The sequence below is a fragment of the Ramlibacter tataouinensis genome (genome assembly GCF_001580455.1).
GTDB lineage: Bacteria > Pseudomonadota > Gammaproteobacteria > Burkholderiales > Burkholderiaceae_C > Ramlibacter > Ramlibacter tataouinensis_B.
Genome location: NZ_CP010951.1, coordinates 1,459,474 through 1,473,959, shown reverse-complemented (window position 1 = coordinate 1,473,959; position 14,486 = coordinate 1,459,474). Strand labels below are relative to the sequence as shown.

The following is a 14,486-nucleotide window of genomic DNA, read 5'->3' as shown; positions in this document are numbered from 1 at the left end:
GGGACCGCGCATGTTCTCGCGTTTCTTCATCGACCGGCCGATTTTCGCGGCTGTGTTGGCGCTCTTCATCGTCATCGCTGGCCTGTCGGCAATCCGTTCGCTGCCGATCGCGCAATACCCCGAGATCGCGCCTCCAGTGGTCACCGTCAGCGCCATCTACCCCGGCGCGAGCGCCGAGGTGATAGAGCAGACGGTGGCCGCGCCGCTCGAAAACGCCATCAACGGCGTGGAGCACATGATCTACATGAGCTCCACGTCCACCAGCAATGGCGTGGTGCAGATCCAGGTCACGTTCGACATCGCCAGCAATGCCGACCAGGCGGCCCAGGTCGTGAACAACCGGGTCAAACAGGCCGAGACCAAGCTGCCGCCAGAGGTGCGCCGGCAGGGCGTCACGGTCGAGAAGGGTTCGTCGTCGTTCCTGCAGGTGTTGGCCTTCTATTCCGACGACGGGAGCAAGGACGACCTGACGATCAGCAACTACGTGACGCTCAACGTGCTCGACGCGCTGAAGCGTGTGCCGGGGACGACCAACGTGCAGATCTTCGGCGCCAAGGACTACGCGATGCGCATCTGGCTGCGGCCAGACCGGCTGGCGCAGCTGCGCCTGACCACAGGCGATATCGCGCGTGCGATCAACGAGCAGAACGCGCAGTTCGCCGCCGGCAAGGTGGGCCAGGCGCCCACCGGCGGCGCGCAGGAGATGGTCTACACGATCACCACGCAGGGGCGGCTGGCGGACCCCAGGCAGTTCGAAGAGATCATCTTGCGGGCCAACCCTGACGGCAGCACGCTGCGCCTGAAAGACGTGGGCCGCGTCGAGCTCGGCTCGAAAGACTACGACTTCATCGGGCGCGTCAATGGCAGATCCGCCACGCTGGTGGGCATCTTCCTGCAGCCAGGCGCCAATGCGCTCGAGGTCGGCAAGGAGGTCCAGCGCACGGTCGAGGGTTTGAGCAAGAGCTTCCCCAAAGGCATCGTTCAGTCGGTGGTGTACGACACCACACGCTTCGTGAAAGTGTCGATCAAGGAAGTGGTCATCACGCTGGCTGAGGCGATGATCCTCGTCGTCCTGGTCGTGTACCTGTTCCTGCAGAACTGGCGTGCCACGTTCATCCCGGTGGTGGCGGTACCGGTGTCGCTGATCGGCACGCTGGCCGGGTTGCTTGTGATGGGCTACTCGATCAACACGCTGACACTGTTCGGCATGGTGCTGTCGATCGGCATCGTGGTCGATGACGCCATCGTCGTGCTGGAGAACGTCGAACGCATCATGCACGAGGAGAGGTTGAGCGCGCGCGAGGCGGCGCTGAAGGCGATGCGCGAGGTCTCGGGCCCGGTCGTTGCAATCGTGCTTGTGCTGTGCGCGGTGTTCGTGCCGATCGCCTTCCTGGGCGGCCTGTCGGGTGAGCTGTACCGGCAGTTCGCGGTGACGATCTCGATGTCGGTGGTCATCTCGGGCATCATCGCGCTCAGCCTCACGCCGAGCCTGTGCGTGCTGATCCTGAAGCACGAGCACAAGAACCCGGGGCGCTTGTTCCAGGCATTCAACCGCTTCTTCGCGCGTGTCACCCAGCGCTACGTTGGCGGCGTCGGCTTCATGGTGCGGCGCGCCGGCATCGGGCTGGCGCTGTTCGCCGGCATGGTGGTGCTGGCGGCTGGCTTGTGGCGCACCACGCCAGGGTCCCTGGTGCCCGACGAGGACCAGGGGTGGTTCTTCTCGGCCGTGATCCTGCCCGACGGCGCATCTCTCGAGCGCACCGACAAAGTGGTGCGCCAGGTCAGCGAGATCATCAAGTCCAACACTGCCAATCAGGACGTCATCGCCTTCACCGGCTTCGACTTCCTCGGCGGCGGGTACCGCAACAACGCGGCGACGATCTTCGTCACCCAAAAGCACTGGGACGAACGCACACAGCCGGTGCCGGCACTGGTGGGCGAGGTCTTCATGAAGACGGCGGACACCAAGGAGGCACTGGTGCTGGCTTTCAACCCGCCGCCGATCTTCGGCCTTGGCACCGCGGGCGGCTTCGAGTTCTACCTGCAGCAGCGCGGCGAGGGCGGTGCCAAGCGCCTGGCGGAAGTGTCGCAGCAACTCCAGGGCGCGCTCGCGCAGAGCAAACTGCTCGCAGGTGGCGCCCAGACCTTGTGGCGCGCCACGGTGCCGCAACTGCATGTCGAAGTCGACCGCGAACGCGCCAAGGCGCTCGGCGTTCCGGTGGACGAGCTGTTCAATACGCTGTCGGCAACGCTTGGCAGCTATTACGTGAACGACTTCAACAAATATGGGCGCACCTGGCAGGTGTTGATGTCGGCCGAAAGCGGCTTTCGCAAGCGCCCCGATGACATCGGCCGCATGTGGGTGCGTGCTGGCTCGGGCGAGATGGTGCCGGTGTCGGCGCTGGCCACCGTGAAGTACTCTGCGGGGCCGGAGATGCTCGATCGTTTCAACAACCAGCCCGCGGTGAAGCTGATCGGCCAGGGGGCGCCGGGCGTCAGCTCCGGCCAGGCGATCGCCGAGGTGGAACGCATCGCGCGGGAAGTGCTGCCCCCGGACTTCGGGTTCGACTGGGGCGGCGCTTCGTATCAGGAGAAACGCGCGTCGGGCACTTCGGGCCTGGCGCTGCTGCTGGGCGCCCTGATGGTGTTCCTGATCCTGTCGGCGCAGTACGAGAAGTGGTCGCTGCCGCTATCCGTGATGCTCGCGCTGCCGTTCGGCACGTTCGGCGCGCTGGCGGCGGTGTGGCTGCGCGGCATGAGCAATGACGTGTACTTCCAGATCGGCCTGGTCACGCTGCTGGGCCTCGCGGCAAAGAACGCGATCCTGATCGTCCAGTACGCATCGCACAAAGTCCACGAGGGAATGAGCGCGTCGGCAGGGGCGCTCGAGGCGGCGCGGCTGCGCTTCCGGCCGATCATCATGACCTCGCTGGCGTTCATCCTCGGTGTGCTGCCGCTGGCATTCTCCACTGGCGCGGGCGCTGGTGCGCGGCGCTCGGTCGGCACGGGCGTGATGGGCGGCATGCTCGCCGCCACCTTCCTGGCGATCTTCTTCGTGCCGATGTTCTTCAGGATCATCACGGCGCGCCGGCTGCGCGAACAGCGCAGCACCGAAGAGATCCAGGCCGAGGCCGAGGCGCATCAGGCGCACCCGCACCGCAGCCCGCCCGGGTCGCACCGTCATCCGCATCACGAACAGCCTGGCGCGGGCGGGGAGCTGGCGTGAAGCCCCGTCACGTCACGACCCGCGCTGTCGCGTTTGCGGCGACTGTGGTGGCCGGGTGCGCCGTGCCGCCGGACGCGCGCCACGAGACGCCGCAGCTCGAGCTACCCGTAGTCGCGGCGTTGGTGCCCGACGTCCCTATCGAGTGGTGGAAGAGCTTCAACGACGTGCGGCTCGATGCCTTGGTGGCCGAGGCGCTGACCAACAACCGCGACCTGGCCCGCGCGATGGCGCGCATCGACGAGTCACGCGCCGTGCTGCGCTTGGCAAAGGCCAACCAGCTGCCCAGAGTCGATGCCAATGTGTCGGGCAGCCGGCAGCGCTTCGGCGAGAACGCACCGCTGACGATCGGCGGCAATCAGTTGACCTTCAACGATTTTCGCGCCAACCTGAGCGTGGCCTATGAGGTCGACCTGTGGTCGCGCGCAGCCAACTTGAGCGCGGCGGCGCGTGACGAACTGCTGGCCAGCGAGTACGCGCGCGACACACTGCGCACAGCCTTGGCGGCGCAGGTGGTGCAGTCGTATGCCACGCTGCAGTCGCTCGACGCGCAGCTAGTGCTGTACGGCCAGGCAGTGCAGGCGCAACGCGACAGCCTGAGCCTGCAGCGCCTGCGCTTCAGCGCCGGAGACATCTCCGAGCTCGACATCCAGCAGCTGGACGCCGAGCTGATCGACAACGAATCACGGCTGCCCAAGCTCGACCGCGCACGTGGCGAGGCCGAGCGCGCGTTGGCGCTGGTGCTCGGCCGTTCGCCGAAAGACCTGATCGAGCAAGGCGTCGTGCGCAGCGAGACGCCAACACTGCGCGCCGGCGGCGTCCCCGAAGGTTTGCCGTCCGACCTGCTGCTTCGCAGGCCCGATGTGCAGGCCGCTGAAGCGCGGCTGCGCGCAGCCGGTGCGCGCGTCGACGCAGCGCGCGCGGCGTATTTTCCCGGCATCACGCTGACCGCCGCCTACGGCTTCGAGAGCACGGAACTGTCCAACCTTTTCGATGGGCGCTCGCTGGCCTGGAGCATCTTTGCCGGGCTGACGCAGCCGATCTGGGACGGCGGGCGCATTGGCGCGCAATACGACGCCACGCAGGCGCGCCGCCGGCAGGTGGAGCTGGACTACCGCGAAAGCGTTGCGACAGCCTTCAAGGAAACGCGGGATGCGCTCGGTGCCTACGGCGAGGCCAACGTCTCGCTGCAGAGCGCGCAGCTGCGCTCGCAGGCATTGGCGCGCGCCGCCGACCTCACCCGCGTCCGGTATGACGGCGGCCAATTGAGCCGGCTCGACGTGATCAACGCCGACCGGCTGGCGCTGACCGCCCTGGCGCAGAGTGCCGATGCGACCCGCGCCCTGACCGAGGCACAGGCCAATGTGTTTCGCGCGTTAGGTGGTGGATGGCAGGTTTCGTCGTTGCGTTAGGCTGCCTACCAGTACTGCGCCACCGGCCGCACCTCGATCGCGCCTCCAAGACGCGCCGCCGGAATCCGCGAAGCGAGTTTGACGGCCGCGGTGAGGTCGTCGGCCTCCAGGAGGAAATAACCGCCCACGGCGCCACGCTCATCGACGTAGGGCCCGTCGCTGACCTGCGCGCTCCCGTTCGTCGCGCGCACGGTCTTCGCGTCCTTCGGCAATCCGAGCGGAAGGCCGGGTGTGACGCCGGGCGCCTTGTTGAGTTGGCCGTACTCCGCATAAACGCGCCTTTGCTCTTCCTCGGGAAGCGCGTTCCAACGATCGGTTCCCGGCAGAGGAGTCGTCCCTTGATAGATCAGCAGCACGAATTGCATCTTCATCTCCTCGGAAATCGGCCCGGGATGGGCCTCCCCCGCATGACGTGCCGGCGAGGCAAACTGTGACCGGTCACGTTTCCCGCCTCTGATTCGTCATATCTCAATGAACAACGGTAACGACTGGCTGGCGCAGCGGTTCGAGGCCCATCGCGGACACCTGCGGCGTGTGGCCTACCGGATGCTGGGCTCGCTCGGCGAGGCCGAGGACGCGGTGCAGGAAGCCTGGCTGAAGCTCGCACGCTCCGAAGCCAACGACATCGACAACCTCGGCGGCTGGCTCACGACGGTGGTCTCGCGCGTGTGCCTCGACATGCTGCGCTCGCGCAAGGCGCGCGGCGAGATATCGCTCGACGAGACTCCTGCCGTAAGCGCTGCGGCGATCGAGCCTGCCGCGGATCCCGAGGAGGAAGCGCAGCTCGCCGATTCGGTGGGGCTCGCGCTGCTCGTGGTCCTCGAGATGCTCGAACCCGCCGAGCGGCTCGCCTTCGTGCTGCACGACATGTTCGACTTGCCGTTCGAGGAGATTGCCGCGATCGTCGGCCGTACGCCGACCGCGGCGCGGCAGCTCGCGAGCCGCGCGCGGCGGCGCGTCCGCGGCGTGCAAGCATCCGACTCGGCCAGAATCGGGCGCGAGCGCGAGCTTGTCGACACATTCATCAAAGCGCTGCGTGCGGGCGACTTCGAAGGCCTGGTGGCGATCCTCGACCCCGACGTGGTGTTCCGCGTCGAGGCGGCTGGCCGCCCGGGCGCACCCGTCGAAGTCCGCGGGGCGCGCAACTGGGCGAAGGGTGCAATCGCCTACGCCCAGGCAGCGCGCTTCATGCGGCCGGCGCTCATCAACAGCGCCGTCGGCCTCATTCTGGCGCCACGAGGACGGTTGCAGCGCGTGCTCGTCTTCGAATTCGACGCCGAAGGACGAATCCGGGCGGCCGAAATCATCTCGGATCCCGCGCGCCTCGGCGGGCTCGACCTCGCCGCGCTGCCATGAAGCTCCAATCGATTGGCTGGATTCAATCGTCGCTGCGCGACGTCGCTGCCGCGCCGAAGCAAGGCTCCGAGGGTGCGCCGGATGCGTGGGTCGAAGTCAATGCGCCCTTCGCGCGAGCCCTCGCCGGATTGAAAGCCGGAGACGAGATTGTCATCATCACGTGGCTGCACCTCGCCGATCGCAACACGCTCGATGTCCATCCGCGCGACGATCCGCGCAATCCGCTGACCGGCGTCTTCGCGACGCGCTCCCAGGACCGGCCAAATCCGCTGGGTTTGCATCGCGTGAGTCTGCGCGAGATATCCGGCACGCGCCTGCGCGTGGGCCCTATCGAGGCGGTGGACGGCACCCCGGTGGTCGACATCAAGCGGCCGGCATGACCTTCCCCCGCCTCAACAACCATCGATTGACGAACAGCGCGATGGCGCGAGGCGGAAGTTCGCCGGAGAAAGCGAACAACTTCGCGGTGAACCCCGGAATAACCGTCAGACGCCCTTTCATCAGCGCGCGGTACCCAGCCTTCGCCACCGAGTCGGGCTTTGTTTGCGGCACAAATCGATAGAGATACGTTTGGCTCGCCCCGGCCCTTTCTTCGAAAGCGGAAACCGTCACGCCGGGGCAAAGCGCCGTGACCGAGACCCCGGTTCCAGAGAGCTCCTTGGCAAGGCCTTTGGTGAAGGACAGGACGTAGGCCTTGGTGGCGTAGTACACAGCCATCCCCGGACCTCCGGGCTGATAGCCCACGATCGACGCCACGTTCAGGATCCGGCCGCGCCCGCGGGCGACGAGACCCGGCAGCACGAGCCGGGTCAAGGTAGTGAGGGCCACGACGTTGAGCGTCTGCATTCGCGTCAGCTCATCCACCGGCTGCTCATGAAAGTCTCCGTATAGACCGACGCCAGCGTTGTTGATCAGGACGTCGACGGCGTGCCGACCTGACACGTCTGCCCAAAGTTGTTCCGCGGCGCCCGGCTCTGACAAGTCCTTTGTGTAGACACTGACTTGCACGCCGTACTGGAGCTCCAATTGCTTGGCCGCAAGGTCGAGTTTCTCGCGATCCCGCGCGACCAATACGAGGGCATGGCCGTGAGCGGCAAGCTCACGAGCAAGTGCCAGCCCGATACCGGATGATGCCCCGGTGATCAGCGCAGTATTCATGGTGCCTCCCCGAGTCGATCGACGAGCGACCCACGCGTTTCATTGCGCGTCGCTGGAAGCAGCTTGTCGGACGGCACTGCGCGCATCCCGCCTGCACGTGGCATCGCAAGAATCAATTGCGCAACCTGCGCAGGCTCATCCATCTGGACAAAGTGCCCTGCACCTGGAACAAGAAACAGCTCAGATGCCGGAAACAACTCATGGAAACGCTGTGCGACACCTTTGTTCAAGTACGGATCCGCGTCGCCAAAGATGATCCGGACCGGCCGTCCGAACTCCCTGAGCTTCGGAACCTGCTTAGTTCCCGACCTGACAGTGCGCAACAAGTCTTCGTTCAAACGAAAGAAGGCCGGACGGGCGCTTGGCGTGGCATCGAACTGTCGGTAAAGCAGTGGCACGAATTTGTCCCTGACTTCCGCGTCCCTGAAGAATCTCCCAACCTGCCACCGATACATGCGACGGAAGATCCAGTGACCAAACATCTGCGACATGGGCCGCGCGATGTTCCTGACCACCGGCGTCGAAAACAGCCAAATGGCTTCCGGCGGGCGAAGCGTCGGCATTGCACAGTAATAGGTGTTCAACAGCACCAGCCCCGCTACGCGATCGGCGTTGGCAAGAGCCCAGTCGATCGCAGGCGGCCCCGAAGCATCGTGCGCGACAAGGATGACTTGCTGAAGGCGAAGTTGGGCGATGACGGCATCAAGGTCGTCGACCTGACTCGTCGCGGTGTACGCAAAGCCAAGGGGTTTGTCCGAAGCACCCCACCCCAGGAAGTCGAAGGCAATGACTCGACGAGGTGGCGAAAGATAGGAATACAGGCGGTCGTAGAGATGCAGATTGTCCGGGAACCCATGCATCAAGATGATCGTCGGCTCCTGTCCCGGGTACTCGCGGACGTGGATTCGATGTTGGTCCCGACGTACAAAGCTCTCTCGGTAATCCATCATTCCCTCCGGATGGGATGTCCCGCCGCCACGATCAGCTAGAGATCTTGGACTCGACGAGCTTGGCCAGTTGCTCGAGTGACTGCTGCCAGCCCAGATAGCACGTCTCCACTGGAATGACCTCCGGAATTTCCTCCTGAACGATGGCCAGCTCGGTGTTGCACGAAACCTGCCGCAACGAAATGGTTGTTCGCATTTCTCCGGGGAGGTTTGGATCGTCAAAGCTATCGGTGTAGCCAATTCGCTCATTCGGAACCAACTCGCGATACTCGCCGCCGAACGAGTGCCTATTTCCGGTAGAGAAGTTCGTGAACGACATCTTGTAAGTTCCGCCGACTCGCGCGTCGATGTGATGAACCTTGCAAGTGAATCCAAACGGCGGCAGCCACTTGGCCATGGCATCCGCGTCCAGGAATGCGCGGTAGACGCGCTCGGGGAGCGAACGAAGCACCCGATGAAGACGAACGGTGCCGGTAGTCATGAGGGACGGTCCTTTCGCCGGTACAGTGTGTCGATCGGCTAGCTCCGCGCGAGGCCGTCGATGAACGCTGCGAGCGCGGCGGAGACGATGACGGCACAGACGGCGCTGGCCACGCGTTGCGCCGGATGGGACAGGCGGAACTGGTTCAAGAGCTCGCGGCGCGAACCATGCGCGAGCTGACCGTAGCCGCCACCGATGTGCAGGAATTCGCCTGGCTCGAGCCGCGTCCGCCGCTTGTCGAATTGCCGGTCCATCTGGACTCCCCTTGCTGAATGCCGTTCTGGGCATCGTCACGGGGAGCCATGACGCCGGTGTTTCAAGCGGCGGCGCGGGGATTTCAGGTGCAACCGCGCCGCGTTCCAGCCACGTCTGTGGCGGCGTGGTTTCAGCGCACGGCCTGTACGTCGGCGTCGAACAGGTACCCGGCGCCGCGCTCGGTCTTGATGTACGTGGGCTTCGCAGGGTCCGGCTCGATCTTGCGCCGCAGTCGCAGGATCTGCACGTCGATCGAGCGGTCGTACACCTCGGCGTTGTGCAGGCGTGAGAGTTCGAGCAACTGATCGCGGGTAAGCACCCGCTGGGGTGCAGACAGGAATGCGGTCAGCAAACTGAACTCGCCGTTCGTCAACTCAACGATTGAGCCATCGATCGCCTTCAGCCTGCGCAGCCCGATGTTGAGTTCCCAGTTCCCGAAGCGGTAGCAGCGCACGCGCGCGATAGCGTCGGCCACCGTGGCCTGCGCGCCGGCGCGGCGCAGCAAGGCGCGCACCCGCGCCAGCAGTTCGCGCGGACTGAAGGGCTTGGTCAGGTAGTCATCGGCGCCGAGTTCCAGCCCCATCACGCGGTCGGCCTCTTCGGAGCGACCGGTGAGCATCAGGATCGGGAGCGACGAGGTGCTGTCGCGCAGGCGCCGCGCGATCTGCATGCCGTCCTCGCCGGCCAGCTTGAGATCGAGTACGAGCAGGTCGATGGGGTCGCGTGCGAGGGTCGCGTCGAGTTCACGCCCGCTGGCCAGCGTCGTCACCCGCAGGTCGTTTTCGGACAGGTATTCGGCCAGGAGTTCGCGCACAGCGGGATCGTCGTCGAGCGCAACGATGTGCGGCTGCCAATGCGAAACGGCTGGCATAACAAATGCTACCTGCGAGACTGCCATGCTAGCGCGATTTCAAACGTAATGCCGGCGATTCGTTTCGGCATGCGACGGCGGGCACAATGATCCCATTCTCAACAAACGGCCACCGACCGAAGGGACGCGATGCCGGATGCGCGCAACGTGCTGGTGCTCGTAACCGACCGGGCAACCCGCTCGCTGTTTGTCGAGTGGTTGAACGGTGAGGGCTGGCAGGTCGTCGATACCTCGTCGGCCGACGCGGCTGCGCCGTTGTCGCTGATCGTGCTCGAGCTGGCATTTCTGCGCGAGGGTGGGCTGCAGCCACTGGCCGAAGCAAAGCGCCGCTACCCCGGGGTGCCGATCGTCGTCGTCTCGCCCACGGTCTTCGCCAGTGTCGGCTGCTGCGGCCCTTGTGCGGCCGCCCTGGGCGTCGCCGGCGTGCTGCCCAAGCCGATCGAGCGTGCGGCACTGATCGAAGCGGTGCATCATCTGGCGCGCGCGGCATCATCATGAGGGTAAGCCCCCACCGGGTAGCGCCGACGAATGGCTCAGTCGTGCAATGCATCGGCCAGGCTGCGCGCGATGTCGCGTGCTGCCAGCGGCTTGGCCAGCACATCCTTGATGCCGATCTGGCGCGCGCGGTCAATCAGCGCCGGCGTCACGTAGCCGCTCATCAGCACGATCGGGATGTCGGGCCGGATGCGGTGGATCTCACGCGCCAGTTCGGAGCCTGTCATCCCGGGCATCGCTTCGTCGGACAACACCGCGTCGAAACGTTGCGGCGAATCGCGGAAGGTCTCCAGCGCCGCGGCGCCTGATGCGAAGCCCACCGGCTCGTAGCCAAGCTCGGCCATCATCTCCTCGCCCAGCCGTACCAGCGCTTCCTCGTCGTCGATCAGCAGGATCGTCTCGCCGGTGCCGCCGGCGATCGGTTCGTTTCGTGCCTCGGTCGCCTGCGCGCTGCCCTTCCACGGCAGATAGACGGTGAACGTGCTGCCGGCGCCGACTCGGCTATGGACATCGACACCGCCGCCCAGGTCCGCCACGATGCCATGCACCAGCGACAACCCCAGCCCTGTGCCCGTGCCGGCGGCCTTGGTAGTGAAGAAAGGATCGAAGATGCGCTCGACAACCTGCGGCGCGATGCCGCTGCCGGTGTCGCGCACCGCGAGCGTGACGTAGCCGCCGGCCGCCAGCTGCGTGGTCGACACGCACCTGGCTTCGGCCAGGTGGCTGGTGTGCAGGGTCACGACCAGCGTTCCGCCCGCACGCATCGCCTGCACCGCGTTCGCGCACAGATTCATCACCACCTGATGAATCTGTGTCGCGTCGCCGAGCACCGCAGCATCACCAGCGCTGAGGTCACACTCGAGCCGCACCTGCGGCGGCAGCGACGCGGCGGTTGCCACCAGCGCTTCGTCGACGACCGATTGCACATTGACCCGCACGCGTTCACCGACGCCGCTGCGGCTGAACGCCAGGATTCTCTCGACCAGCGACTTGGCGCGCAACGCGGCGCTCATCGCGGCATCGATGTGCCGCCGCAGCGGCGTCCCTTCGGCGCACTCGCCCTGCACCATCTCGCCGTAACCGAGGATTGCGGCGAGGATGTTGTTGAAATCATGCGCGATGCCGCCGGCCAGGGTGCCCATCGCCTCGAGCTTCTGCGACTGGCGCAGTTGCGATTCGAGCCGGTCGCGCTCGGCCTCGGCGTTCTTGCGCACGGTGACGTCTTCGAGCGAACCGGCCATGCGGTACGGCCGGCCCTGCTCGTCCCGCAGTGCGACGCCCCGCTCGCGGAACCAGCGCCAGCTGTCCGAACTGTCGTGGTGGAGCCGGTATTCGACCTCCCAGTGCGCAGCACTGCTGCCGTCAAGGTAGGCTTTCAACCCCTCGTGCACGCGCTTCTCGTCGTCCGGGTGGTAGTGGAACAAGCGCCACCATCCCTCGCACGGGCGCATCGGTTCGCTGGGCTCCAGGCCGAGCAGTTCCTGAGCGCGGGCGGAGAAGAAGAAGGTCTCGTTGCGCATGTCCCAGTCCCACATGCCTTCATTCGAGCCGGCGACCGCCAGTTGGTAACGCTCCTGCGACTCGCGCAGCGCCTGCTCGGTGCGCTTGTGCGCGTCGATGTCGCTGATCGACCCCGACCAACGCGTCGCCCGACCGTTCGAGTCGCCCATGTGGCGGCCGCGAATGCGCACCCAGCGCCAGCTGCCGTTGCCCTGGCGCACCCGGCAGTCGGCCTCCTGCGCGTCAAGGCCGCCTTTCGGCTGACGGCGAAAGATCCGTCTCACGGTGGGCTTGTCGTCCGGATGGATGTCGAGAAGCGCCAGCCACTCGTCGTGCGTGCGCACGGCGAAGAACGAGTCAATACCGGCGATGCGCATCGCGCGCTCGGAGGCGAACATCTGGTCGTTCGTGATGTCCCAGTCGAGGATGCCGTCGTTGGAGCCTTCGACCGCGCGTGCAAACCGCTCCTCGCTCTCGCGCAACGCCTGCTCGGCGCGCTTGCGTTCGGTGATGTCCAGCGTCGAGCCTGCCACGCGGTCGGGCCGGCCGTCGGCGTCCCGGAAGCACTGGCCGCGGCTGTCGATCCAGCGCACCTCGCCGTTGGCCGGATCGATGATGCGGTATTCAACACTCAGGCGCGGCGTCACCCCGGCGAGGTGAAGGTCGACTGCATGCTGCGTGCGTTCGCGGTCGTCGGGATGCATCGGCACGCGCGCTCTCCATTCGCTGCGTGTCGCCGGGGGCTCGCCGTCGATACCGGTCAGCCGGTGCAGTTGCGGCGACGAGAACAACTCGTCGGTCTTCACGTTCCAGACCCAGTGGGCCTCGTCGGAACCGGTCATTGCAATCGCGTAGCGCTCCTCCGACAACCGCAACGTCTCCTCGGCGCGGCGCTGCGCGTCGATGTCGACCACCGAGCCGGCCATGCGGTACGGCTGGCCTTGCGCGTCGCGGATGCACAGCGCTCGCACGCGCACCCAGCGGTACTGGCCGTCGTCGTGCCGCACGCGGTAGTCGACTTCGTGGGCCGGGGTTTCGCCCGCGAGGTGTGCGCGGATTCCCTCGGCGCGCCGCGGCGCGTCGCCCGGATGCACGCGCAGCGACGCGACCAGTTCGTCCAGCGGCTGCAATTCGGGTCCGGGCGGCAGGCCCTGGATCTCGCGCGCGCGAGCCGATTCGAACGCCAGGCCGGCTTGCAGGTCCCAGTCCCATATTCCGACGCCCGAGCCGGCGACGGCAAGCGCGAAACGCTCCTCGCTCACGCGCAGCGCCTCTTCGGCGCGCCGGCGTGTATCGATATCGCTGACCGACCCGGCCATGCGCAGTGCCACGCCGCCGGCGTCGCGCACGCACAGACCGCGCGCGCGCAACCAGCGGTACTGGCCGTCCTGATGCCGCACCCGATACTCGAACTCGTACAACGGCGTCTTGCCTGCCATGTTCGCTTCGATCGCGGCGAGCCGGGGCGCGACGTCGTCGGGGTGCACCTGCACTTGCTCGAGCCACTCCTTGCGTGGTGTCGTCTCGGGCCCGGGTGGCAGACCATACAGCTCGCGCGCCCGCGGCGATGCGAAGATCGCGTCGCTCTCGCGCTCCCAGTCCCAGATGCCGTCGTCGGAACCGGCCACGGCGAGCGCGAAACGCTCGCGCGAATCCTTCAGGGACTCGTGCGCGGCGTCGAGCCGGCGCAACTGGCGCGCAAGAATCGCCAGCAGAAGCGCCGCCAGCAGGCTGAGCGCGAGCGTGCGCAGTGTGGTGCCGATTGCCTGGGCGCGCCATTCGGCAAGCGCGGGCTGAACGTCGCGCAAGACGACAACGGCCAGCGGGTAGTCGGGCACGTCCCGCACGACGACGAAGTGCTCGACGCCGTCGATGGGACTTCGCGCGCGCAAGGGCCCGGCATCGCCGGTGCCACGCGCCGCGAGCCTCGCATTGATCGCCGGGTACGCCTTTCCGAGCGAGCCCTCGACCGGCGGGTAGCGTGCGAACAAGCGCCCGTTGCGGTGGAGCAGGGTCACCTTCGTTCCGGGGTTGACCCGAATGTCGCGGTAGAAGTCCTGGAAGTACGAAACCAGCCCACGTGCGCCGACCAACCCGTCGAATTCGCCCGACGGCTTCTCCAGGCGCCGCCCGAGCGGCAGCGCCCACACGCCGTCGTCGGCGCGCATGACGTTGGCAATGCCCAGTTCGGCCTGCGGGTCGGCGCGCATTGCGTGAAATCCCGGCAGGTCGGCGATGCTGCGCATGGTCGTGTCCGACGGCCCCCACGACAGCGCGACCGCGTTGCCGTTGGCGTCGTACAGTCCGAAGCCGTCGATCTGCTTCAAACCGACCGATAGCTCGCGCAAATAGTGGTGCAGTTCGTCGGGGCTCAGCCGGGCGAGGCGGCCGCGCTTGTACTCGGTGGCGACGTGGCGTAGCACCACGTCGACGGCCTGCAAGCTGCGCGCGGTCTGTTCGGCGATCACGCGCGCCTGCGTCTCCAACTCGCGATCGGTGTCCTCGGCCGCGACGTGATAGCCGCGCACGACGTCCCACACTGCCATTGCCGCGATCGCGGCAATGAACAGGCCGCCGAACCAGGGGATGAGCTGCCACGACCGGCCACGCGGCTTCAACGTTTCGGTCGACTCGGCAAGGCTCATCTCGCGGGGCGCCGGCAATTTTGGCGAATTCTCCTGCACGCGACGGCTTCTAGAGAATCACTTGCGATGCAGCCACCACGGTCTGCACCCGTCTCATCGATTGCGCGTTGCGGCCCTTGCATTCGGCATTCTCCGCGCGGCGC

At 66.3% G+C, this 14,486-nt stretch carries 12 protein-coding genes; 5 read left to right on the top strand and 7 right to left on the bottom strand.

Annotated elements, in window-relative coordinates:
* Window positions 1-10 precede the first annotated feature (10 nt).
* Window positions 11-3,226: an efflux RND transporter permease subunit gene (locus UC35_RS07090; protein ID WP_082792907.1), complete on the top strand. Its 3,216-nt coding sequence runs from the start codon at window positions 11-13 to the stop codon at window positions 3,224-3,226.
* Entirely contained in the window at window positions 3,223-4,635 is a 1,413-nt protein-coding gene (locus tag UC35_RS07085; RefSeq protein ID WP_082792905.1) for an efflux transporter outer membrane subunit, read from the top strand. The genes UC35_RS07090 and UC35_RS07085 overlap by 4 nt, the downstream gene beginning before the upstream one ends.
* A 5-nt stretch (window positions 4,636-4,640) precedes the next feature.
* On the opposite strand, the gene UC35_RS07080 is transcribed toward UC35_RS07085, so the two are convergent.
* Entirely contained in the window at window positions 4,641-5,000 is a 360-nt protein-coding gene (locus tag UC35_RS07080) for a YciI family protein (RefSeq protein ID WP_061503718.1), read from the bottom strand.
* A gap of 106 nt (window positions 5,001-5,106) precedes the next feature.
* On the opposite strand from UC35_RS07080, the gene UC35_RS07075 reads away from it, so the two are divergent.
* Together UC35_RS07075 and tsaA are read left to right on the top strand one after the other, a co-directional pair.
* Window positions 5,107-5,991: a sigma-70 family RNA polymerase sigma factor gene (locus UC35_RS07075; RefSeq protein WP_061497536.1), complete on the top strand. Its 885-nt coding sequence runs from the start codon at window positions 5,107-5,109 to the stop codon at window positions 5,989-5,991.
* The gene (tsaA, locus tag UC35_RS07070) at window positions 5,988-6,371 is read left to right on the top strand and encodes a tRNA (N6-threonylcarbamoyladenosine(37)-N6)-methyltransferase TrmO (protein WP_061497534.1); all 384 of its coding nucleotides are present in this window, start codon (window positions 5,988-5,990) and stop codon (window positions 6,369-6,371) included. The genes UC35_RS07075 and tsaA overlap by 4 nt, the downstream gene beginning before the upstream one ends.
* Here the strand turns inward: tsaA and UC35_RS07065 are convergent.
* From UC35_RS07065 to UC35_RS07045, 5 genes are all read right to left on the bottom strand, one after another.
* The gene (locus tag UC35_RS07065) at window positions 6,355-7,149 is read right to left on the bottom strand and encodes an SDR family NAD(P)-dependent oxidoreductase (protein WP_082792904.1); all 795 of its coding nucleotides are present in this window, start codon (window positions 7,147-7,149) and stop codon (window positions 6,355-6,357) included. The genes tsaA and UC35_RS07065 overlap by 17 nt on opposite strands.
* Window positions 7,146-8,099 carry an alpha/beta fold hydrolase gene (locus UC35_RS07060; protein WP_082792901.1) on the bottom strand — a complete coding sequence of 318 codons (954 nt, stop codon included), beginning with the start codon at window positions 8,097-8,099 and terminating at the stop codon, window positions 7,146-7,148. Before UC35_RS07060 ends, UC35_RS07065 begins: the two co-directional genes overlap by 4 nt.
* 31 nt (window positions 8,100-8,130) lie before the next feature.
* Window positions 8,131-8,577: an SRPBCC family protein gene (locus tag UC35_RS07055; protein WP_061497530.1), complete on the bottom strand. Its 447-nt coding sequence runs from the start codon at window positions 8,575-8,577 to the stop codon at window positions 8,131-8,133.
* 38 nt (window positions 8,578-8,615) lie between these two features.
* Window positions 8,616-8,831, bottom strand: coding sequence for a hypothetical protein (locus tag UC35_RS07050; protein WP_061497528.1), 216 nt, complete (start codon window positions 8,829-8,831; stop codon window positions 8,616-8,618).
* A gap of 131 nt (window positions 8,832-8,962) precedes the next feature.
* Window positions 8,963-9,730, bottom strand: a complete 768-nt coding sequence (locus UC35_RS07045; protein WP_227820487.1) for a response regulator — start codon at window positions 9,728-9,730, stop codon at window positions 8,963-8,965.
* 102 nt (window positions 9,731-9,832) lie between these two features.
* Between UC35_RS07045 and UC35_RS07040 the strand changes: the two genes are divergently transcribed.
* Complete coding sequence (locus UC35_RS07040; RefSeq protein WP_061497524.1) at window positions 9,833-10,201, top strand: response regulator; 369 nt, start codon at window positions 9,833-9,835, stop codon at window positions 10,199-10,201.
* Window positions 10,202-10,236: 35 nt separating this feature from the next.
* On the opposite strand, the gene UC35_RS07035 is transcribed toward UC35_RS07040, so the two are convergent.
* Window positions 10,237-14,382 (bottom strand): PAS domain-containing protein, encoded by a 4,146-nt coding sequence (locus tag UC35_RS07035; RefSeq protein ID WP_145979369.1) that lies wholly within the window; start codon window positions 14,380-14,382, stop codon window positions 10,237-10,239.
* Window positions 14,383-14,486 lie beyond the last annotated feature (104 nt).